18 protein-coding genes, 1 riboswitch and 1 other annotated feature are annotated in these 16,547 nt (G+C 30.1%); of the genes, 5 read left to right on the plus strand and 13 right to left on the minus strand.

Annotated elements, in window-relative coordinates; genetic code table 11:
* Positions 1-12 precede the first annotated feature (12 nt).
* The 3 genes from K0039_RS12480 to K0039_RS12490 form a co-directional block, all read right to left on the minus strand.
* Positions 13-1,290, minus strand: a complete 1,278-nt coding sequence (locus K0039_RS12480; RefSeq protein ID WP_228105402.1) for a cation:proton antiporter — start codon at positions 1,288-1,290, stop codon at positions 13-15.
* Between the two features lie 16 nt (positions 1,291-1,306).
* A complete protein-coding gene (locus tag K0039_RS12485) occupies positions 1,307-1,909 on the minus strand; it encodes a TetR/AcrR family transcriptional regulator (RefSeq protein ID WP_228105403.1) in 603 nt (200 codons plus the stop codon).
* 249 nt (positions 1,910-2,158) lie between these two features.
* On the minus strand, positions 2,159-3,352 hold the full coding sequence (locus K0039_RS12490) for an L-serine ammonia-lyase, iron-sulfur-dependent, subunit alpha (RefSeq protein WP_228105404.1): 1,194 nt from the start codon (positions 3,350-3,352) through the stop codon (positions 2,159-2,161).
* A 276-nt stretch (positions 3,353-3,628) separates the two neighbouring features.
* Positions 3,629-3,799, plus strand: a riboswitch (Lysine riboswitch).
* 134 nt (positions 3,800-3,933) lie between these two features.
* On the opposite strand from K0039_RS12490, the gene K0039_RS12495 reads away from it, so the two are divergent.
* The 4 genes from K0039_RS12495 (at position 3,934) to dapD (ending at position 7,373) form a co-directional block, all read left to right on the plus strand.
* Positions 3,934-4,932 carry an aspartate-semialdehyde dehydrogenase gene (locus K0039_RS12495; protein ID WP_228105405.1) on the plus strand — a complete coding sequence of 333 codons (999 nt, stop codon included), beginning with the start codon at positions 3,934-3,936 and terminating at the stop codon, positions 4,930-4,932.
* A gap of 62 nt (positions 4,933-4,994) precedes the next feature.
* Positions 4,995-5,894, plus strand: coding sequence for a 4-hydroxy-tetrahydrodipicolinate synthase (dapA, locus tag K0039_RS12500; protein ID WP_228105406.1), 900 nt, complete (start codon positions 4,995-4,997; stop codon positions 5,892-5,894).
* Positions 5,888-6,631 carry a 4-hydroxy-tetrahydrodipicolinate reductase gene (gene dapB / locus K0039_RS12505; RefSeq protein WP_228105407.1) on the plus strand — a complete coding sequence of 248 codons (744 nt, stop codon included), beginning with the start codon at positions 5,888-5,890 and terminating at the stop codon, positions 6,629-6,631. Before dapA ends, dapB begins: the two co-directional genes overlap by 7 nt.
* Positions 6,632-6,659: 28 nt before the next feature.
* Entirely contained in the window at positions 6,660-7,373 is a 714-nt protein-coding gene (dapD, locus tag K0039_RS12510; protein WP_228105408.1) for a 2,3,4,5-tetrahydropyridine-2,6-dicarboxylate N-acetyltransferase, read from the plus strand.
* 125 nt (positions 7,374-7,498) lie between these two features.
* Here the strand turns inward: dapD and K0039_RS23890 are convergent, their stop codons facing one another.
* The 5 genes from K0039_RS23890 to K0039_RS12535 form a co-directional block, all read right to left on the minus strand.
* The gene (locus K0039_RS23890) at positions 7,499-7,585 is read right to left on the minus strand and encodes an Ltp family lipoprotein (RefSeq protein ID WP_228105619.1); all 87 of its coding nucleotides are present in this window, start codon (positions 7,583-7,585) and stop codon (positions 7,499-7,501) included.
* A gap of 76 nt (positions 7,586-7,661) precedes the next feature.
* Positions 7,662-8,354: an LrgB family protein gene (locus K0039_RS12520; protein WP_228105409.1), complete on the minus strand. Its 693-nt coding sequence runs from the start codon at positions 8,352-8,354 to the stop codon at positions 7,662-7,664.
* A 22-nt stretch (positions 8,355-8,376) separates the two neighbouring features.
* The gene (locus tag K0039_RS12525; protein ID WP_228105410.1) at positions 8,377-8,769 is read right to left on the minus strand and encodes a CidA/LrgA family protein; all 393 of its coding nucleotides are present in this window, start codon (positions 8,767-8,769) and stop codon (positions 8,377-8,379) included.
* Positions 8,770-8,916: 147 nt separating this feature from the next.
* Entirely contained in the window at positions 8,917-9,936 is a 1,020-nt protein-coding gene (gene trpS / locus K0039_RS12530) for a tryptophan--tRNA ligase (RefSeq protein WP_228105411.1), read from the minus strand.
* 143 nt (positions 9,937-10,079) lie between these two features.
* Positions 10,080-10,327: a binding site (T-box leader), on the minus strand.
* A gap of 170 nt (positions 10,328-10,497) precedes the next feature.
* Positions 10,498-10,827 carry a hypothetical protein gene (locus K0039_RS12535; protein WP_228105412.1) on the minus strand — a complete coding sequence of 110 codons (330 nt, stop codon included), beginning with the start codon at positions 10,825-10,827 and terminating at the stop codon, positions 10,498-10,500.
* Between the two features lie 230 nt (positions 10,828-11,057).
* Between K0039_RS12535 and K0039_RS12540 the strand changes: the two genes are divergently transcribed.
* A complete protein-coding gene (locus tag K0039_RS12540; RefSeq protein ID WP_228105413.1) occupies positions 11,058-11,678 on the plus strand; it encodes a DUF488 domain-containing protein in 621 nt (206 codons plus the stop codon).
* Between the two features lie 83 nt (positions 11,679-11,761).
* Here the strand turns inward: K0039_RS12540 and hpt are convergent, their stop codons facing one another.
* The 5 genes from hpt to K0039_RS22245 all read right to left on the minus strand — a co-directional run bounded on the left by hpt (position 11,762) and on the right by K0039_RS22245 (position 16,485).
* The gene (gene hpt / locus K0039_RS12545; RefSeq protein ID WP_228105414.1) at positions 11,762-12,301 is read right to left on the minus strand and encodes a hypoxanthine phosphoribosyltransferase; all 540 of its coding nucleotides are present in this window, start codon (positions 12,299-12,301) and stop codon (positions 11,762-11,764) included.
* A 69-nt stretch (positions 12,302-12,370) separates the two neighbouring features.
* Positions 12,371-13,684: an L-cysteine desulfidase family protein gene (locus K0039_RS12550; protein WP_228105415.1), complete on the minus strand. Its 1,314-nt coding sequence runs from the start codon at positions 13,682-13,684 to the stop codon at positions 12,371-12,373.
* 214 nt (positions 13,685-13,898) lie between these two features.
* Positions 13,899-15,671 carry a sigma-54 interaction domain-containing protein gene (locus tag K0039_RS12555; RefSeq protein WP_228105416.1) on the minus strand — a complete coding sequence of 591 codons (1,773 nt, stop codon included), beginning with the start codon at positions 15,669-15,671 and terminating at the stop codon, positions 13,899-13,901.
* Between the two features lie 5 nt (positions 15,672-15,676).
* The gene (locus tag K0039_RS12560) at positions 15,677-15,820 is read right to left on the minus strand and encodes a hypothetical protein (protein WP_228105417.1); all 144 of its coding nucleotides are present in this window, start codon (positions 15,818-15,820) and stop codon (positions 15,677-15,679) included.
* 95 nt (positions 15,821-15,915) lie between these two features.
* Positions 15,916-16,485 (minus strand): class I SAM-dependent methyltransferase, encoded by a 570-nt coding sequence (locus K0039_RS22245; protein ID WP_228105418.1) that lies wholly within the window; start codon positions 16,483-16,485, stop codon positions 15,916-15,918.
* Positions 16,486-16,547: the final 62 nt, after the last annotated feature.

Genomic DNA, 16,547 nt, shown 5'->3' on the forward strand with positions numbered 1-16,547 from the left:
GATTTTAATATTTTATTCTGCTTTATCTTTTTCTAAAGCAACTTCAGCCACATCTTTTATTACTGGCGAATTTACTTTATTTCGCTGTTCACTAGATTCTATTTCTCCAGCCATTTTAAATCCTTGTTTAGCTAAAAATACAGCTATAATTTCATTGATAACAGCTGCAGCTGCAATAGTTCCTTGTATCATAGTTGCATATTGTGGAACAAAAGGCATCAGGGTACTTACTGCAATTCCTGTAAATAAAAGTGATACACCTGAATGAGGTAAAAGTGTTAATCCTAGATATTTACATACATTGTTATCTGCTTTTGATAACTTACCTCCAATATATGCTCCTAACATTTTTCCTACTGCTCTAGCTATAATATATATTGCTGTTAACAGTCCTGCACCTAATATTAGATTATAGTCAAGAGGAGCTCCTAAATTAATAATCATTATTATTAATGCTACACCTATTATAGGGTTTATTGATTCAAATATTTGATGTGATCTTTCTTCTTCTATCATATTAGATATAACGGCAGCAAGTGATATTCCTGATAACAATAAATTAACTTGTATAATATTATCATTTATATGTTTACCTGCAATAATCGTAATTGCTATTAATAATGATGTTTTTAAAATAGTCATTATTTTAGAGCACTCTTTATTTAATATCTTAGCTCCTATAATACCTACAACTGCACCTATTGCTAATGGTACTATAATCATCATAATTATAGGTAATATCTTTATTTCTTCTCCTGTCATTGTACCTGAAACCAATCCAATAACAACAAAAAATACAAGCACAGCTAATATATCATCAAGAGCTGCAAGGGGTATTAACGTTTTTGCAACAGGTCCATTTGCATTATATTCCTTAACTATTGATAAAGAAGGAGCAGGTGCTGTCGCTAATGCTATTGCCCCAAATACAAAAGCTATTGAAAGCGGAATATCTGCAAACATAAAGAACGCTATTGTAACTATTATAAATGCCATCATTCCCTCAAACATACATATTGTAACGATTTGCTTTCCTGACTTTTTTAGTTCTTTTAATATTAATTCATTACCTATTAACATACCTACCAGTATTTCACCTATATTACATATTATATGAAACCACCCGGCATCCATCATACTTTGGCTCATCCAGTTAAGTGCATGTGGACCTATTATCATCCCTGTTATTAGCCACCCAAGTATGGCTGGTAGCTGTATTTTTGAAACTAACTTCCCCACTAAAAATGCTATTACAAAAAATATAATTAGCAATATAACCCCTTTAAACATAATACTTATGCCTCCTTTATTTATCTATTCCCTCAAATACCATTTCAATCATTATTTTATGGTCTTTTCTGAACGCTTCAATTGCAATCTCCTTATCTGCATCAATATTTTTCATATGCTTTTCTTCTAATCTTTCACCTATCATAATTATTAATTCAAAAGCTTTTTCTCTATCAAATTTTTGGTTAATATCCACATTTTTTATAACTTTATAAATAAGCATCTTGTTATAATCTTCAAATTCTTTCATTATTGATTTTGTACTTTCCATGTTCTCTAATATTGTATTTGTAATTATTTTTGAATATAGTGGATTTTCTCTAAAGAATTTAAACTTTTTATTAAAGTACTCACTTATGTGCTCAGTTCCTTTTTTATCATTTTCATCAATATCTATAGTTATGTTTCCTTTAAATTGATCAATTACATGTTGTAATACATTCAGATAAAGAACTTCTTTTGATTCATAGTAATGATATAGCAGTCCTTTTGAAACTTTTGCATTTTTACAAATAGCATTAGTTGATGCAGCCTTATATCCATTTAAAGCGAATTCTTCAAGGGCAACTTTTATAATTTTTTCTTTACTATTTATAGATTTTTTTTCTCGTTCATTCATATTTCCCCTCCTTTAATTGACCAAGTGGTCTATTATTTTAAATTCTATCATTTATAGACCACTTGGTCAACTCATAATTCAATAATCATGTCAATAAATTTTTTCTTATTATCTTAGTATGTTTGATTTTATCTTTTACTATTAAATACCTCTAAGTACATATATGATTCTGTTTTATTTTCACAATAAAAAAAAGAGAAATAAGACTTATCTTATTTCTCTTCTAAATAATTATATTCTATTTAAAAACTAGCAAGTGAAGAATAATTTAGCTATTCCACCTTTTGAAGTTTCTCTATATTTATCCATCATATCTCTACCAGTTTCGTCCATTATTTTAACAATTTGATCGAAAGTAACTTGATGCTCTCCATCAGTTAATAATGAATAGTTAGCAGCATCTAAAGCTCTTTGAGCACCCATTGCATTTCTTTCTATACATGGTATTTGAACATATCCGTAAGCTGGGTCACAAGTCATTCCTAAGTGATGCTCTAAACCGATTTCCGCAGCGTATTCTATTTGTCTTAATGATCCACCTTTTAAGAAAGCTATTGCAGCAGCAGCCATTGCACAAGCAACTCCTACCTCACCTTGACATCCAACTTCAGCACCTGAAACAGATCCGTTTCTCTTAACAAGAACACCAACTAAACCTGCTACAGCTAAAGCTTCAATTAATTGCTCATCAGTGTATCCTGCATAGTCTTTCATTGCGAAGAATATTCCTGGTATAACACCTGCAGAACCACATGTTGGAGCAGTTACTATAACATACCCTGATGCATTTTGCTCTGAAGCAGCTAAAGCATAAGCATATACTAATGTATTTAATTGCTTATTAGCAAGATATTGCTTATAGAAGTATCCAGCTTTTCTTTCTAGATTTAATTTACCTGGTATAACTTCTGTAGCGCTTAAACCGTCTTCTACTGATTTTTTCATAGCATCTTTAATAGTTACTAAGTAATCCATTATATCAGCATCATCGTAAGTTTTTACGTAATCTACGAAGTTTTTGTTGTTTTGATTACACCAAGTTATTATTTCTTCCATAGTTGAATGAGGGTAAGTATCGTTTCCACCTGCATTTCTCATTCCTTCTTCAGCTATTGTTCCTCCACCAACAGAGTAGATAGTCCAATCTCCCATTACGTTTCCGTTTGCATCAATAGCTTCTAACATCATTCCATTTGGATGATATGGTTTAACTATGTCTTCTCTCCAAAGTATTTCAACTTCCTTTGGCTCAAGCGTTTTCTTGATTATATAATCAGTTAAATGCCCTTCTCCTGTTGCAGCTAAGCTTCCGTATAAATGAGCTTTAAAGCTAGCAGCTTCTGGGTATTTGTTTTTAAATTGTTCAGCAGCTCTTTGTGGTCCCATTGTATGTGAGCTGGAAGGTCCATTACCTACTTTGTAAAGTTCTTTTAGTGATTCCATTTTATTCCTCCTCGGGGATTTATATATTCTTTATAATTGTAATAAGAAAACATATTCCTAATTAACATTATATTTTCCCAATAATAATAATTTAAGAATTATTTATTTTCAAAAAATATTTTTATAAATATTTTTATAAATATTAAATAACATATAAAATATTTTACCTAAAATCCGACAAAAAATCTAGATGTTGTTTTAGGTAATTTTTTACATTTTTATTGATTTTTTCATTTTTTTGTATTACTATTATTAATAATTTAAAAAACTATCTTAACCTAGGGTAGAGGAGCAATGATTAAAAGTATTTGAAAGTAGTCGGCAGATGATGATATTCAAAGAAAGGGATTATTGCCGAAAAGGTAATCTTGGCAAAGATTATTTTTGGGGTTATGCATAATATGCATAGCACTGTCACTTATTTTTAAGTGATGAGCTACAAGGTTTACTTTGACATGTCGTTTTAAACGTACAAAGTATACCTTTGTACGTTTTTTTATATATATAAATATAAAGCTCTCCCTTAAATTTTCTCTATGTTATTAATGTTAAATCTAAAATATATTACGGGGTGATTAAAAATGAAAAAAATTAATGTTGCTTTAGTTGGTGCCACTGGTATGGTGGGAAGAACTTTTATAAAAGTTTTAGAAGAAAGAAATTTTCCAATAGATAATATCTATATGTTCTCTTCTGCGAAATCTGCAGGTACAACTGTTAAATTTGCTGGCAAAGATGTAGTTGTAGAAGAGCTAAATGAAAATTCTTTTGATAGAGATATACAAATAGCTCTATTCTCTGCTGGTGGAGGAATAAGCCAAAAATTCGCACCAATAGCAGCTTCAAAAGGAGTAATTGTTGTTGATAACTCAAGCCAATGGAGAATGGATCCTAATGTTCCATTAGTTGTTCCAGAGGTTAACCCAGAAGCTGTAAAAAATCATAAGGGAATAATTGCAAACCCAAACTGCTCTACTATCCAAGCTATGGTTCCTCTTAAACCATTACATGATAAATACAATTTAAAAAGAGTTGTTTACTCAACTTACCAAGCTGTATCAGGTTCTGGAGTTAAGGGAGTTCAAGACTTGGAAGATGGAATCCAAGGAAAGCCAAACACTTTCTATCCTCATCCAATAGCATTTAACTGTCTTCCTCATATAGATGTTTTCGAAGAAAACGGATATACAAAAGAAGAAATGAAAATGGTAAATGAAACTATGAAAATCTTAGAAGACTATAACATTAAAGTTACTGCTACTACTGTAAGAGTTCCAGTAAGAGGTGCTCATAGTGAATCTATAAACTTAGAATTTAATAAACCATTTGAGTTAGAAGATGTATTTACTGCTCTAAAAAATACTGAAGGTGTTGTTATTGTTGATAATCCAGCAAATAACGAATATCCTCTAGCAGTTGATGCAGAAGGTCATGATGAAGTTTATGTTGGAAGAATCAGAAGAGACTTCAGTGTGGATAATGGTGTTAATATGTGGGTTGTTGCTGACAACATAAGAAAAGGTGCTGCTACTAATGCAGTTCAAATAGCTGAATTATTATTAAAATATGATTTAGTATAAAAATGAGCTTTAATAAATATTAATTAATAGAGGTTAAATTTGAGGTAAAGGGGAGATTTTTTATGATATTTAAAGGTTCTGCAGTTGCTTTAGTTACGCCATTTGATGAAAATGGAAAGGTTAATGTTGAAAAAATAAAAGAATTAGTAGATTTTCAAATTGAAAATAGCACTGATGCTATAGTTGCTTGTGGTACTACTGGGGAGGCTAGTACTATGAGTGATGAAGAACATTTATTAGCAATCAAAACTATTGTTGATGCTGTTGATAAAAGAGTTCCTGTAATAGCTGGAACAGGTGGAAACGACACTGCTCACTCCATCTATATGAGCCAAGAAGCTGAAAAATTAGGCGCAGATGCTCTTTTAATTATAACTCCTTACTATAATAAGGCTAATAAGTCAGGGCTTAGAAAGCACTTTGTATCTATTGCAAATAGTGTTAAGCTACCTATAATTTTATACAATGTTCCTTCACGTACAAAGGTTAATATACCACCTGCTCTTGTTGCTGATTTAGCTAGAAATGTGGATAACGTTGTAGCTCTAAAAGAGGCTTGTGGAGATTTAGCTCAAGTAGCTGAAGTTTGTAGATTAGTTCCAGAAGGCTTTGCTGTATATTCTGGTAATGATGATTCAATACTTCCTCTACTTTCTCTAGGAGGTGCTGGAGTTATATCAGTTCTAGCTAATATTTGTCCGAGGGAAACTCATGATTTAGTAGCTAAGTTTATGGAAGGTAATGTAGAAGGCTCTAGAAAATTACAATTAGGTATGAAACCTTTAATAGATGCTTTGTTCATAGAAGTAAATCCTATACCAGTAAAAACTGCTGTTAATTTATTAGGATTTAATGTGGGAGATTTAAGACTTCCTCTAGCTGAAATGGAAGAACAAAATTTAGAAGTTTTAAAAAGAGAATTAGTTAATTGGGGACTAAAAATACAGGAGGCAACATGTTAAGAGTAATTATAAATGGTTATAGTGGTAGTATGGGTAAAGTTTTAACTAAATGTGTTAATGAAGATAGTGATCTACAGCTTGTTTGTGGTACATCTAGAGATGAATTAGACGTTCCATTCAAAACTTACCATAAAATGAGTGAAGTAGAAGAAGATGCTGATGTTATTATCGATTTTTCTCATCACTCTGCTATATATGATGTTTTAGATTATGCAACAAAAACAAAAATTCCTTTAGTAATAGCAACTACAGGCTTTAATGATGAAGAATTAGGTGAAATAGAAAAAGCTTCGGCTATTATTCCTATTTTCCACTCTTCTAATATGTCTCTAGGTGTAAATGTTCTTGTTAAATTAGTTAAAGAAGCAGCTAAAGCTCTTAATGGATTTGACATAGAAATAATAGAAAAACACCATAATAAAAAACTAGATTCACCTAGTGGTACAGCTGTTATGATAGCTAATGGAATTAAAGATATTCTGCCAGAAAGTGAATGTATATATGGAAGATACGGTCGCTCTGAAAAGAGGAAACCTACTGAGGTTGGTATTCATGCTATAAGGGGCGGAACAATCGTAGGCGAACACACTACTATATTTGCTGGCCATGATGAAGTTGTAGAAATAAAACATACAGCTCAATCTAAGGATATTTTTGCAAAGGGAGCTATTGCAGCTGCAAAATTCTTAGCAAATAAAGAAGCTGGGTATTACAATATGAATAACATGCTAGACTAAGAACTAGACAAATTGGGGGAGGATGACAATGGTTAATTTAAACGATGCTTATGAAATAGCTAAATATATAAAAGATGCTGAAAAACAAACACCTGTAAAAGTTTATGTTTCAGGCAATATAAAAATAGAAAAAAACGACAAATACAAGGTATTTGGTCAAGAAGGTTCTTATATTTTAATTGGTGATTATCAAACTATAATGAAAGATGTGGAAAGTTTTAAATCTTCTGTGGATGATATTCATATAGAATATGATAGAAGAAATTCAGCTATCCCTCTTTATAATTTCTTACATGCTGAGGCTAGAATTGAGCCCGGTGCATTAATAAGAGATATGGTTACGATAGAAAAAAATGCCGTAATTATGATGGGTGCTGTAATAAATATAGGTGCCGTTGTTGGCGAAGGATCTATGGTAGATATGAATGCTGTAATAGGCGCTAGAGGAATGCTTGGTAAGAATGTACACCTTGGGGCTTGCTCTGTTGTTGCCGGTGTTCTTGAGCCACCTTCTGCTACTCCAGTTATAATTGAAGATGATGTACTAATAGGTGCAAATTCGGTTATTCTTGAAGGTGTGAGAGTCGGTAAAGGCTCTGTTGTTGCTGCAGGTTCTGTTGTTACAAAAGATGTGCCTCCAGGTGTTGTAGTGGCTGGCTCTCCTGCTAGAATAATTAAGAAAAAAGACGAAAAAACTGCTGACAAAACAAAAGTAATGGAAGATTTAAGAAAATTAGATTAATCTAAGAATACAATTAGTAAAAGCTTTAATAATGATTCATAATACCATAAAAAGCACCTAGTTTTTATACTAGGTGCTTTAGTTATCTTTTTATATTTGCAATATAATATATTACTCTAGATTGTCTATAGCATACTGTGCTTTTTTTTCGTAAATTGCTCTCCATACTCTGATATTAATTGGTCATAAATTGCACTTGGAGACATGGCCATGCTTTGAGACTACTAAATCAGCTATTATTTCTTTGATTAATAAATTAAAATACTTTAAATATAAACTAAATAATTATTATCCCATAAAACTCATCAGTATAGGTACTAACATAACTGTTAAAACACCAGAAATACCTATAGACAGAGATGACATAGCACCTTCAATTTCTCCCATTTCTAGGGCTTTACTTGTACCCATAGCATGAGCTGCCGTTCCCAAGGCTATTCCCTTTGATACAGGGTGTTTTATATTTCCTATCTTTAACACTAAATCTCCTAATATGTTTCCAAATATCCCTGTTGCAATTATACAAACAACAGTTATAGATTCCACTCCACCTAAGGCATTAACTAATGATATACCCATTGGTGTTGTAATTGATTTTGGTAAAATAGAATAAACTATTTCATTATTTGTCAAAGTTAATTTTCCTATAATAGTTATTATTATAAAAGAAGTAACTACTCCTACTACAATTCCAATTAAAATTTCTTTTAAATGCTTTTTAAATAAATCAAACTGTCTGTAAAGTGGTACTGCTAAAACTACTGTAACAGGTCCTAACATAAAATTCATTGTATCTGCACCTATTTTAAAGTTTTCATAAGGTATATTTGTAATTTTTAAAAATAATATAATTAGTATTATGCATATTAATAAACCATTAAATATAGGCTTCTTTGCTTTTTTCTGTATAAACAAACCTATATTATAAAAAACTAAAATTGTTACAAGTCCAAATAATTGTGTATTTAATATTTGCTCCATTTACTATCTCCTATCCCTCTTACTATGCGAATCTTTCATCAGGTTCTTCTTTATCTATCGTTACTTGCTTTTTATGAATCATAACATCTACTGTTTTACCCGTTACCAGCATAATAATCATAGTTGCAACAGTCACGCTTAATAATAAAACTACTATATTTTCTCCTATTAAACCTAAAGAGTTTATAAGAGATACACCTGCGGGCACAAAAAATATAGCCATGTTATTAAGTAGAAAATCTGATACTTCTCTTATGGCTTCTTCTTTTATTATTTTAAATTGAAGTAATAAGAATAAAATTACCATTCCTACTATTGTGCCAGGAATTTTAATAAAATCACTACACAGAGAGCTTATTAATTCTCCCCCTGCCCATATTCCAAATATTATTCCTAATTGATTAAATATTTTCATACTACCGTCCTCTTCTTTTGAATTTAATATAAAAATTATATCTAATATCTTTACCATACTTATATTATCATAGTTGAAAGGAGTAATTACAAAAAATCAGAAAAAAATAAAAGGTATTGTTAATAAACAACACCTTTTAATCTATTTTTATAAACCTTTAAAGTATTCTATTCCCATAGCTTCTCTTACTTCTTTTAGAGTCTGAGCCGCTACTGCTCTAGCATTTTCGCTACCTTTTCTTAATACTTCATATAAATATGCTTTATCTTTTTCTAATTCTGCCCTTCTTGCTCTTATTGGAGCTAATTCAGTTTGAAGTACTTCGTTTAAGTATCTTTTTACTTTAACATCTCCAAGACCACCTCTTTTGTAATGTGCCTTTAAGTCTTCTAAGTACGCTTTGTCTGTACAGAAAGCATCTAAATAAGTAAACACTGTATTATTTTCAACACATCCTGGATCTTCAACTCTTATATGGTTAGGGTCTGTGAACATGCTCATAACTTTCTTTTTAACTGTTTCTTCGTCATCACTTAAGTATATGGCATTTCCTAATGATTTACTCATTTTCGCCTTACCATCTATTCCTGGCATTCTTCCTTCTATTCCTTCTGGATACATTCCTTCTGGTTCAACTAATACTTCTCCATATGTGTTGTTGAAGCTTCTTACAACTTCTCTAGTTTGCTCTATCATTGGCTTTTGATCGTTCCCAACTGGTACTAAATCAGCTTTGAATGCAGTTATATCTGCTGCCTGACTTACTGGATAAACAAAGAATCCTGCTGGTATACCTTCTCCAAATCCTTTTTGATTTATTTCATCTTTTACAGTAGGGTTTCTGTTAAGTCTAGCCACTGTAACTAAGTTTAAATAGTATACTGTAAGTTCTGCTAATTCTGGTATTTGAGATTGTATAAATATATTAGTTTTTTCTGGATCTAATCCTACTGATAAATAATCTAAAACTACTTCCATTAAACTATCTATTATTTTTTGAGGATCCTTTGCATTATCTGTTAAGGCTTGTTGGTCAGCTATCATAACGAACATATCGTATAATCCTGAATTTTGTAACTCCACTCTGTTTTTTAATGAACCTGTATAATGTCCTAAATGAAGTTTTCCCGTAGGTCTATCTCCTGTTAATATTACTTTTTTACTCATTTCTTCATCTCCTTATGATATTTGTAGTTTTCAGTAAAATTCGCTTTGCTCATATAGCCAGCGAGATGCCTTCGTTACCTCTTCAGGTAACTCTGCTGAACAAAATATAATGTCTATGAATGTAAAAAAACTCCGTCCTAAAACTATAGGACGGAGTATTATATCCGCGTTGCCACCTAAATTGTGTATTATAAAAATACACCTCTTAATTATTGGTACTATCATACCTCAATTGCTGTAACGTGCAACACACGGTAAAGTCTACTCTCAAATAGATTTCAATTTACTCCTAGAAGGCCCATTCATTAAATCTTTCTTGTTGAGATTCCACCATCCTCAACTCTCTATATCGAACCTGATTTTAACTACTTTTCCTTGTCATGGGATTTATTATATGATTTTCTATCTTAATATTATTATCTTTTAATTTAAATGTCAATAAATTTACTTATTATATATTATTAATCAGTATTACCATTGTTTACAATAAAGATTCACTTTTTCTGATTTTGTATTTTCAGCATCATAATAATTATGTAATTTTTATCAGTTAAATAATATCTATTCTTTTATAGCTATAACTTTAAATTTATACTTTTTTATATCACTCATATTTACTGATATTTCATACTCTCCATCTTTAGCCACTCTTTCTGTTGTAAATATATTTTCATTTGTATTGTCTACACTTTTTGAATATATATATTCTTTATTTGATAAATCTCGAAGTGTTACTACAATAGGACTCTGAAGTTTTTCATTGGATTTCATCTCAATCTCAACTTTTATTAACTCTCCTTTTTCAAGTTTAAGTTTAATTGGATCGTCTTTTATATAATTTGTATCTTTATTATTAATAGCCCCATAGTTATAATTCTTTTCATTTACCATCCCCCTCATCTTTTGCCTACCATATTTCAGTTATAAATTATCTTATCATATTGTTCAAACTATAATATATATTATCGAAGTATAATTAATAATATTTTTATATTAATTTAGTTAGTGGATTATAATCGGGTATAAATTTTATTTTAAAATATAGTATTATTTTAAAATGTCACATTAAAATTAGGGTATTATATTTATATAATTAAATACATAACAAGGAAGTGATTGAAATGGAAATATATACACTAGGTCATTCTAATTACCCTTTTGATAAATTCATAGAAATATTAAAGAAATACAATATAAATTGTGTAATTGACATAAGAGCCATTCCTTACTCAAAGTATAATACTCAATACAACAAAGAATTTTTTCAAGCAAACTTGAAAAGGTTAGGATATACCTATATCTATATGGCTGATGAATTTGGAGCTAAAAGAAGAAATAGAGAGAGTTATAATAATGGAGGATATGCAGATTTTGAGAAAGTTACATTAGAAGATGACTTTAAAAAAGGTGTAGAAAGATTAAAAATAGGTTGCAATAAAGGCTATAAGATAGTCTTACTTGGTGCCATGCAAGAACCTATAAGATGCCCTCGTGCCATATTAGTAGGAAAAGAATTAATTAAAGAGGGGTTTGATGTAAATCATATAATGCATGAAGGTAATTTAAAAACACAAAAAGACTTGGAAGAGCTTCTATTAGAAAAATATTTTCATCAAAGAAATCAACTTACTATAGATGCTTTATTTGGTGATGATATGAACAATGAAGATATGATTGAAGAAAGTTACAAACTTGCCAATAAAGAAATTGGATATCGAATAGAAAAGTTAAACGATAAATAAATTCTGTAAATACATTAGCATATACTTAATAAATTTAGACAAAATTCAAGGGGGTAACAAAAATGTTCCCCCCTTTCATCTTACTATCTATCTTGATCTGTTACTGCAAATACATATGGTATATTTCTATAATAATCACCATAGTTTAATCCGTAACCTACAACAAATTTATCTTCTATTGTAAATCCACAGTAATCAGGTACTAAGTCTACTTCTCTTCTACTTGGTTTGTCTAATAATACACAGCATTTTATACTTGTTGGATTTTTAGATCCTAAATGATTCATTACATGAGCCATAGTATGAGCTGAATCTGTTATATCATCAACAACTAATACATCATATCCCTCTAAATCAGACTTTATGTCATTAACTATTTGAACTCTTCCTGAAGTAGCAGTTCCATGTCCATAGCTTGAAGTTGTCATAAATTCTATTCTTACTGGTATATCTAATGCTCTAACTAAATCAGAGCAGAAAATGAAGCTACCTTTTAACAGAGATACGACCATTAATTTTTTTCCTTGGTAATCTTTTGAAAGTTCTTCCCCTAATTCCTTTATTCTATCTTTTAATTGTTCTTCCGAGCATAGAACTTCCCATACTTTTTTATCAATATCCATTGATTAACCTCCTAAATAAATGATGATATTTCCATTTTATAAAAGATTAACTTCTTTTGCAAGATAGTTTTAGTCAACTTTATTCATATCATTCATTACATTTAATATTATTTCGTCTGTTATTTGCATTCCTTTATCACTAACTTTACCTAAGTTTTGTATAGATTGCTCAACTTGTGTACCAACTATACCATTTAGTGGTGGTACTGCATATCCTTGCTTAGCTATAACAGCACTTTGAACTGCTGCTGATGCTGCTGAAGATAATTTTAACGCACATCCTGCTTTTGCACCATCACAAATCATACCACTTAAGTCAGCTATCATATTTTCTATAGCTCCGTATATATGATTAATATTTCCATCCATTAACCAAGCTATACCTGCACTTGCTCCAGTTGATGCAGCTACACCACATCCACATACAGCAGACAATCTTCCAGTAAAGTTTTTAACATATGCAGTTACTAAGTGAGATATTGCAAGAGCTTTTGCTAATTTTTCGTCACTTTGTGGGTATTTTAAACTATAAGCAACTATTGGAAGTATTGCTGTTAATCCATGGTTACCAGATCCGTTTGAACTCATAACAGGAAGTTTTGCTCCACCCATTCTTGCGTCAGATGCTGCAGCTGTTAAAAGCATAGCTTCTGTCATTATTCCATCTCCTAATAATCCTTCTTCCATAGATTCTTTTATACCTCTACCAACACCTATACCGATTTCATTTTCTAATCCGTATTTTGCCATATCCATATTCATAGTTACACCATCTAATAAGAATTTAATATCTTCTAGATTCAAATTCTCAACGTTTTCAACTATTTCTTTTATAGTTATAGTGTCCATTATATTTTCTTTTTTCTCTGTAGTTTGTGCTTCAGCTTTTTCTGCGAATCCGTCCGCTTCATCTAATAGAACTAAATCGTTTGCTTGTAAGAATACAAAATTATCATGTTTAGTTTTTATTACAACTCTTGATGTATTGTTCTTTCCTTCTAACCTTACTTCTATAACAACCTTTTCCTTAGTATCTAAAGGCTCTATACTTATTGGATTTTCATCCACATATTTTTCTGATTCCTTAACTTGCTCATCACTTAGTCCTTCTAATAAAGTTAATCCGTCCTCAGATTTTCCTCCAACAAATCCCATAGCAACAGCTATTTTTAATCCTAATCTATCAGTTCCTGGTATTCCAACGCACATTGCATTTTTATAAACATTTGGGCTAACTAATACTTTATGTTTTACTATTTCTTCTCCTAATAGTTCTTTTGCTTTTGCACAAGCTAATGCTACAGCAACTGGCTCAGTACACCCTACTGCTGGTTTTACTTCAGCCTTTAATATATCAACTAAGTTTGTTCTTAAATCTCTCATTTTATAATCCTCCTCATAATTTAAAATAAATTATTATTTTTATATTGTCATCAAACTATAATATAGCAATTTTCGTGCCAACTTTTAAAAATCTATAAAATGAAAAAAATGAGATTAACAAGCCAATTTTATATACTTTAATAGGTTGTGTAATTATAACGAATTATATAAATCTCAAAATAAGCAAAAAAAATCTCAAAATGAGATTTTTGTATCATTTTGAGATTAAATTATATTTTTCAAGTTTTCTATATAATGTAGCTCTAGATATACCCAATGCCTTTGCTACTAATTCCTTATCTTTTTTATAATGTTTATATTTATTAAAGGCTTTTCTTATTTCTTCTTTTTCTAAGTCTTCTAAAGTTCTTATTTCCTCTTCTTTATGTGATTTTTCATCATAATATGTTGATTTTATATTGTTAGGTATAATATCTAAGGTTAATAAAGGTGAAGTAGACATATTTATACTGTATTCAATTATGTTTTGTAGCTCTCTAACATTACCTGGCCATGTATAATCAGCCAATGTCTTACTAGCATCTTCTTCTATTCCAATTACATCCTTATTTAGTTTATGAGCATATTCCTTTATCATATAATTAATTAGTAAAGGAATATCACTTTTACGTTCTCTTAAGGTTGGTAAAGTTATTGGAATTACTTTTAGTCTATAATATAAGTCTTCTCTAAATTGCCCATTTTTAACTAAAGCTTCTAAATTTTTATTAGTGGCTGCAATAACTCTAACATCAATAAATATGTTGGACTTTCCTCCAATTTTATCTAGCTCTCTTTCTTGTAGTACTCTTAAAAGTTTCCCTTGTAAGTGAATACTCATATCTCCTATTTCATCTAAAAATATAGTTCCTTTATGAGCCAACTCAAATTTACCTAGTTTTCCACCCTTTTTGGCTCCTGTAAAAGCACCTTCTTCATACCCAAATAATTCACTTTCCAATAAATTATCTGGTATGGCTGCACAGTTAACTGCCACAAAAGGATAGTCTGTTCTATCACTATGATTATGAATAGCTCTAGCAAAGAGTTCCTTACCTGTCCCACTTTCACCTGTAATAAGCACTGTGGAATTTGATTTAGCTGCAATTAATGCCTTTTGCTTTGTATACTCCATTATTTGACTATTACCAACAATATTGTCTAATGTAATTTTATAATCTTTATTAATTTTATTATAGTTTTTAATTGCTTCTTTATTTTCAATAAAATCAATAACATATCCTTTTAACTTATTTTTAACTACTATTTCACTAATGTTATATATTCCTTTTAAATTTCTTCCTTGTTTCTTATAATAAAAAATTCCTGTTTTATATTTTTCAAAATCTAAAGCTGATGGTTTTTTAATAAAGTCTAGTAGATGAAAAATATTTCCGCCTTCTAACTTTTCATCCTCTATATTAAAGCTTTCTCTGAATTTAACATTATATTTATCAATATTTCCCCTAGTATCTATGGATACCACAGCTTTGTTCATACCATTTAGCAATATCTCCAGCTTTTTCTTTTCCAACTCTAATTCTTCTGTTTTATTTTGAGCCTTCAATTTATTAGATATTAAATCTGCCATTTTTCCTAAAAAGTTAGTTAGATCCTTTGCATTATCAGTTATTATTGAAGATTGCTCTTCATTAAATGCTATAAGGCCTACCACTCCATAAGCATATCCGTCTAAGGTGATTGGACAACATACTTCTGCATACTCTTTACAACTACCACTATTAGAGCATTCTTTGCAAATATCATTTTGCTCTGAATCATCTATATAAATTAATACTTGCTCTTCTAAACATTTTTTAAATGCCGAATATCCATTTACTCTTTCACCAATCTTGTCTAGATAAATTCCTGTCCCAGCTATTCTTATTAAATCTTCATCAACTATAGTAACATCAATATTTAAAACTGAAAGCATAGCTTCAGCTATGTTTTGAATATCATCTTTTATATCTTTTAGACCATTCATCTTCATCAATCCTTAGTTTTTTTAATATTTAGCAAAGATCTTATATCTTTTAAAACAATATATATTCTGTTTAATGTTATTTGAATAGTTATAAGAACCACAAATAACATTGCTGCCCCCACAATTGTAAAATCAATACCCAATTTCACTTTTATCTCTCCTTCTAATAGGTTTCCTTGATATATGATAAAAGACTAGGTTAACCTAGTCTTTTATCATATTATTTAATTATATTCTAGCTCTTTTACTTTTTTTTTCCTATATAAATGTATCTTTTATTTTCTATTTCTTTTAATTTTCCTTCAAAATCAAATCTTTTGAATATATTTTGTACTTCACTAGGATAATTATAATGAATATTGTCTCCACAAATTCTATGTTTAAAGTATTTTAATTTTACTTTTAAATCTTTTAAGTTTAAATCTTCAACTATTACTTCTCCATTGTGTTTAAGCACCCTATTGATTTCTTTTACAGACTTATTACAATTTGCTGTATGATTTAAATAATCTAATACTATAATTTTGTCAAAATAATTGTCATTGAAAGGCATATATTCTAACTGTCCACTTACTACTGTGCAATTCTCATTCATTACATGAGAAAAACAAACCTCTTCTCTATTGTTATGCTCTAAAATGGTTACCTGAACACCAAATGCCCTTATTCTCTTGCCTAGCTCTCCAACTTTACCCACTAATAAGACTTTGCTTCCGATATCATGTTTTATATTATTTAAAAATGATAGCACTTCTTCGGAAAACTCAAGTAATCCTGAACATGATTCGTATTTATTGTATAGTAAACTTTCCACGTTATCCTCCCTATAAAGCTTTTCGTATAATTGCAGTCATTATTAGATTATAATAAATCCTA

The organism is Terrisporobacter mayombei (assembly GCF_020748465.1).
Classification (GTDB): domain Bacteria; phylum Bacillota; class Clostridia; order Peptostreptococcales; family Peptostreptococcaceae; genus Terrisporobacter; species Terrisporobacter mayombei.

Excerpts from the sequence above, each read along its gene's own strand:
- dapB (WP_228105407.1), top strand. The coding sequence starts at position 5,888 with ATGTTAAGAGTAATTATAAATGGTTATAGTGGTAGTATGGGTAAAGTT.
- K0039_RS12540 (WP_228105413.1), top strand. The coding sequence starts at position 11,058 with ATGGAAATATATACACTAGGTCATTCTAATTACCCTTTTGATAAATTC.
- K0039_RS23890 (WP_228105619.1), bottom strand. The coding sequence starts at position 7,585 with ATGGCCATGTCTCCAAGTGCAATTTATGACCAATTAATATCAGAGTAT.
- K0039_RS12520 (WP_228105409.1), bottom strand. The coding sequence starts at position 8,354 with ATGGAGCAAATATTAAATACACAATTATTTGGACTTGTAACAATTTTA.
- K0039_RS12535 (WP_228105412.1), bottom strand. The coding sequence starts at position 10,827 with ATGGTAAATGAAAAGAATTATAACTATGGGGCTATTAATAATAAAGAT.
- K0039_RS12525 (WP_228105410.1), bottom strand. The coding sequence starts at position 8,769 with ATGAAAATATTTAATCAATTAGGAATAATATTTGGAATATGGGCAGGG.
- hpt (WP_228105414.1), bottom strand. The coding sequence starts at position 12,301 with ATGGATATTGATAAAAAAGTATGGGAAGTTCTATGCTCGGAAGAACAA.
- dapA (WP_228105406.1), top strand. The coding sequence starts at position 4,995 with ATGATATTTAAAGGTTCTGCAGTTGCTTTAGTTACGCCATTTGATGAA.
- K0039_RS12490 (WP_228105404.1), bottom strand. The coding sequence starts at position 3,352 with ATGGAATCACTAAAAGAACTTTACAAAGTAGGTAATGGACCTTCCAGC.
- K0039_RS12485 (WP_228105403.1), bottom strand. The coding sequence starts at position 1,909 with ATGAATGAACGAGAAAAAAAATCTATAAATAGTAAAGAAAAAATTATA.
- dapD (WP_228105408.1), top strand. The coding sequence starts at position 6,660 with ATGGTTAATTTAAACGATGCTTATGAAATAGCTAAATATATAAAAGAT.
- K0039_RS12555 (WP_228105416.1), bottom strand. The coding sequence starts at position 15,671 with ATGAATGGTCTAAAAGATATAAAAGATGATATTCAAAACATAGCTGAA.
- K0039_RS12495 (WP_228105405.1), top strand. The coding sequence starts at position 3,934 with ATGAAAAAAATTAATGTTGCTTTAGTTGGTGCCACTGGTATGGTGGGA.
- K0039_RS12550 (WP_228105415.1), bottom strand. The coding sequence starts at position 13,684 with ATGAGAGATTTAAGAACAAACTTAGTTGATATATTAAAGGCTGAAGTA.
- K0039_RS12480 (WP_228105402.1), bottom strand. The coding sequence starts at position 1,290 with ATGTTTAAAGGGGTTATATTGCTAATTATATTTTTTGTAATAGCATTT.
- trpS (WP_228105411.1), bottom strand. The coding sequence starts at position 9,936 with ATGAGTAAAAAAGTAATATTAACAGGAGATAGACCTACGGGAAAACTT.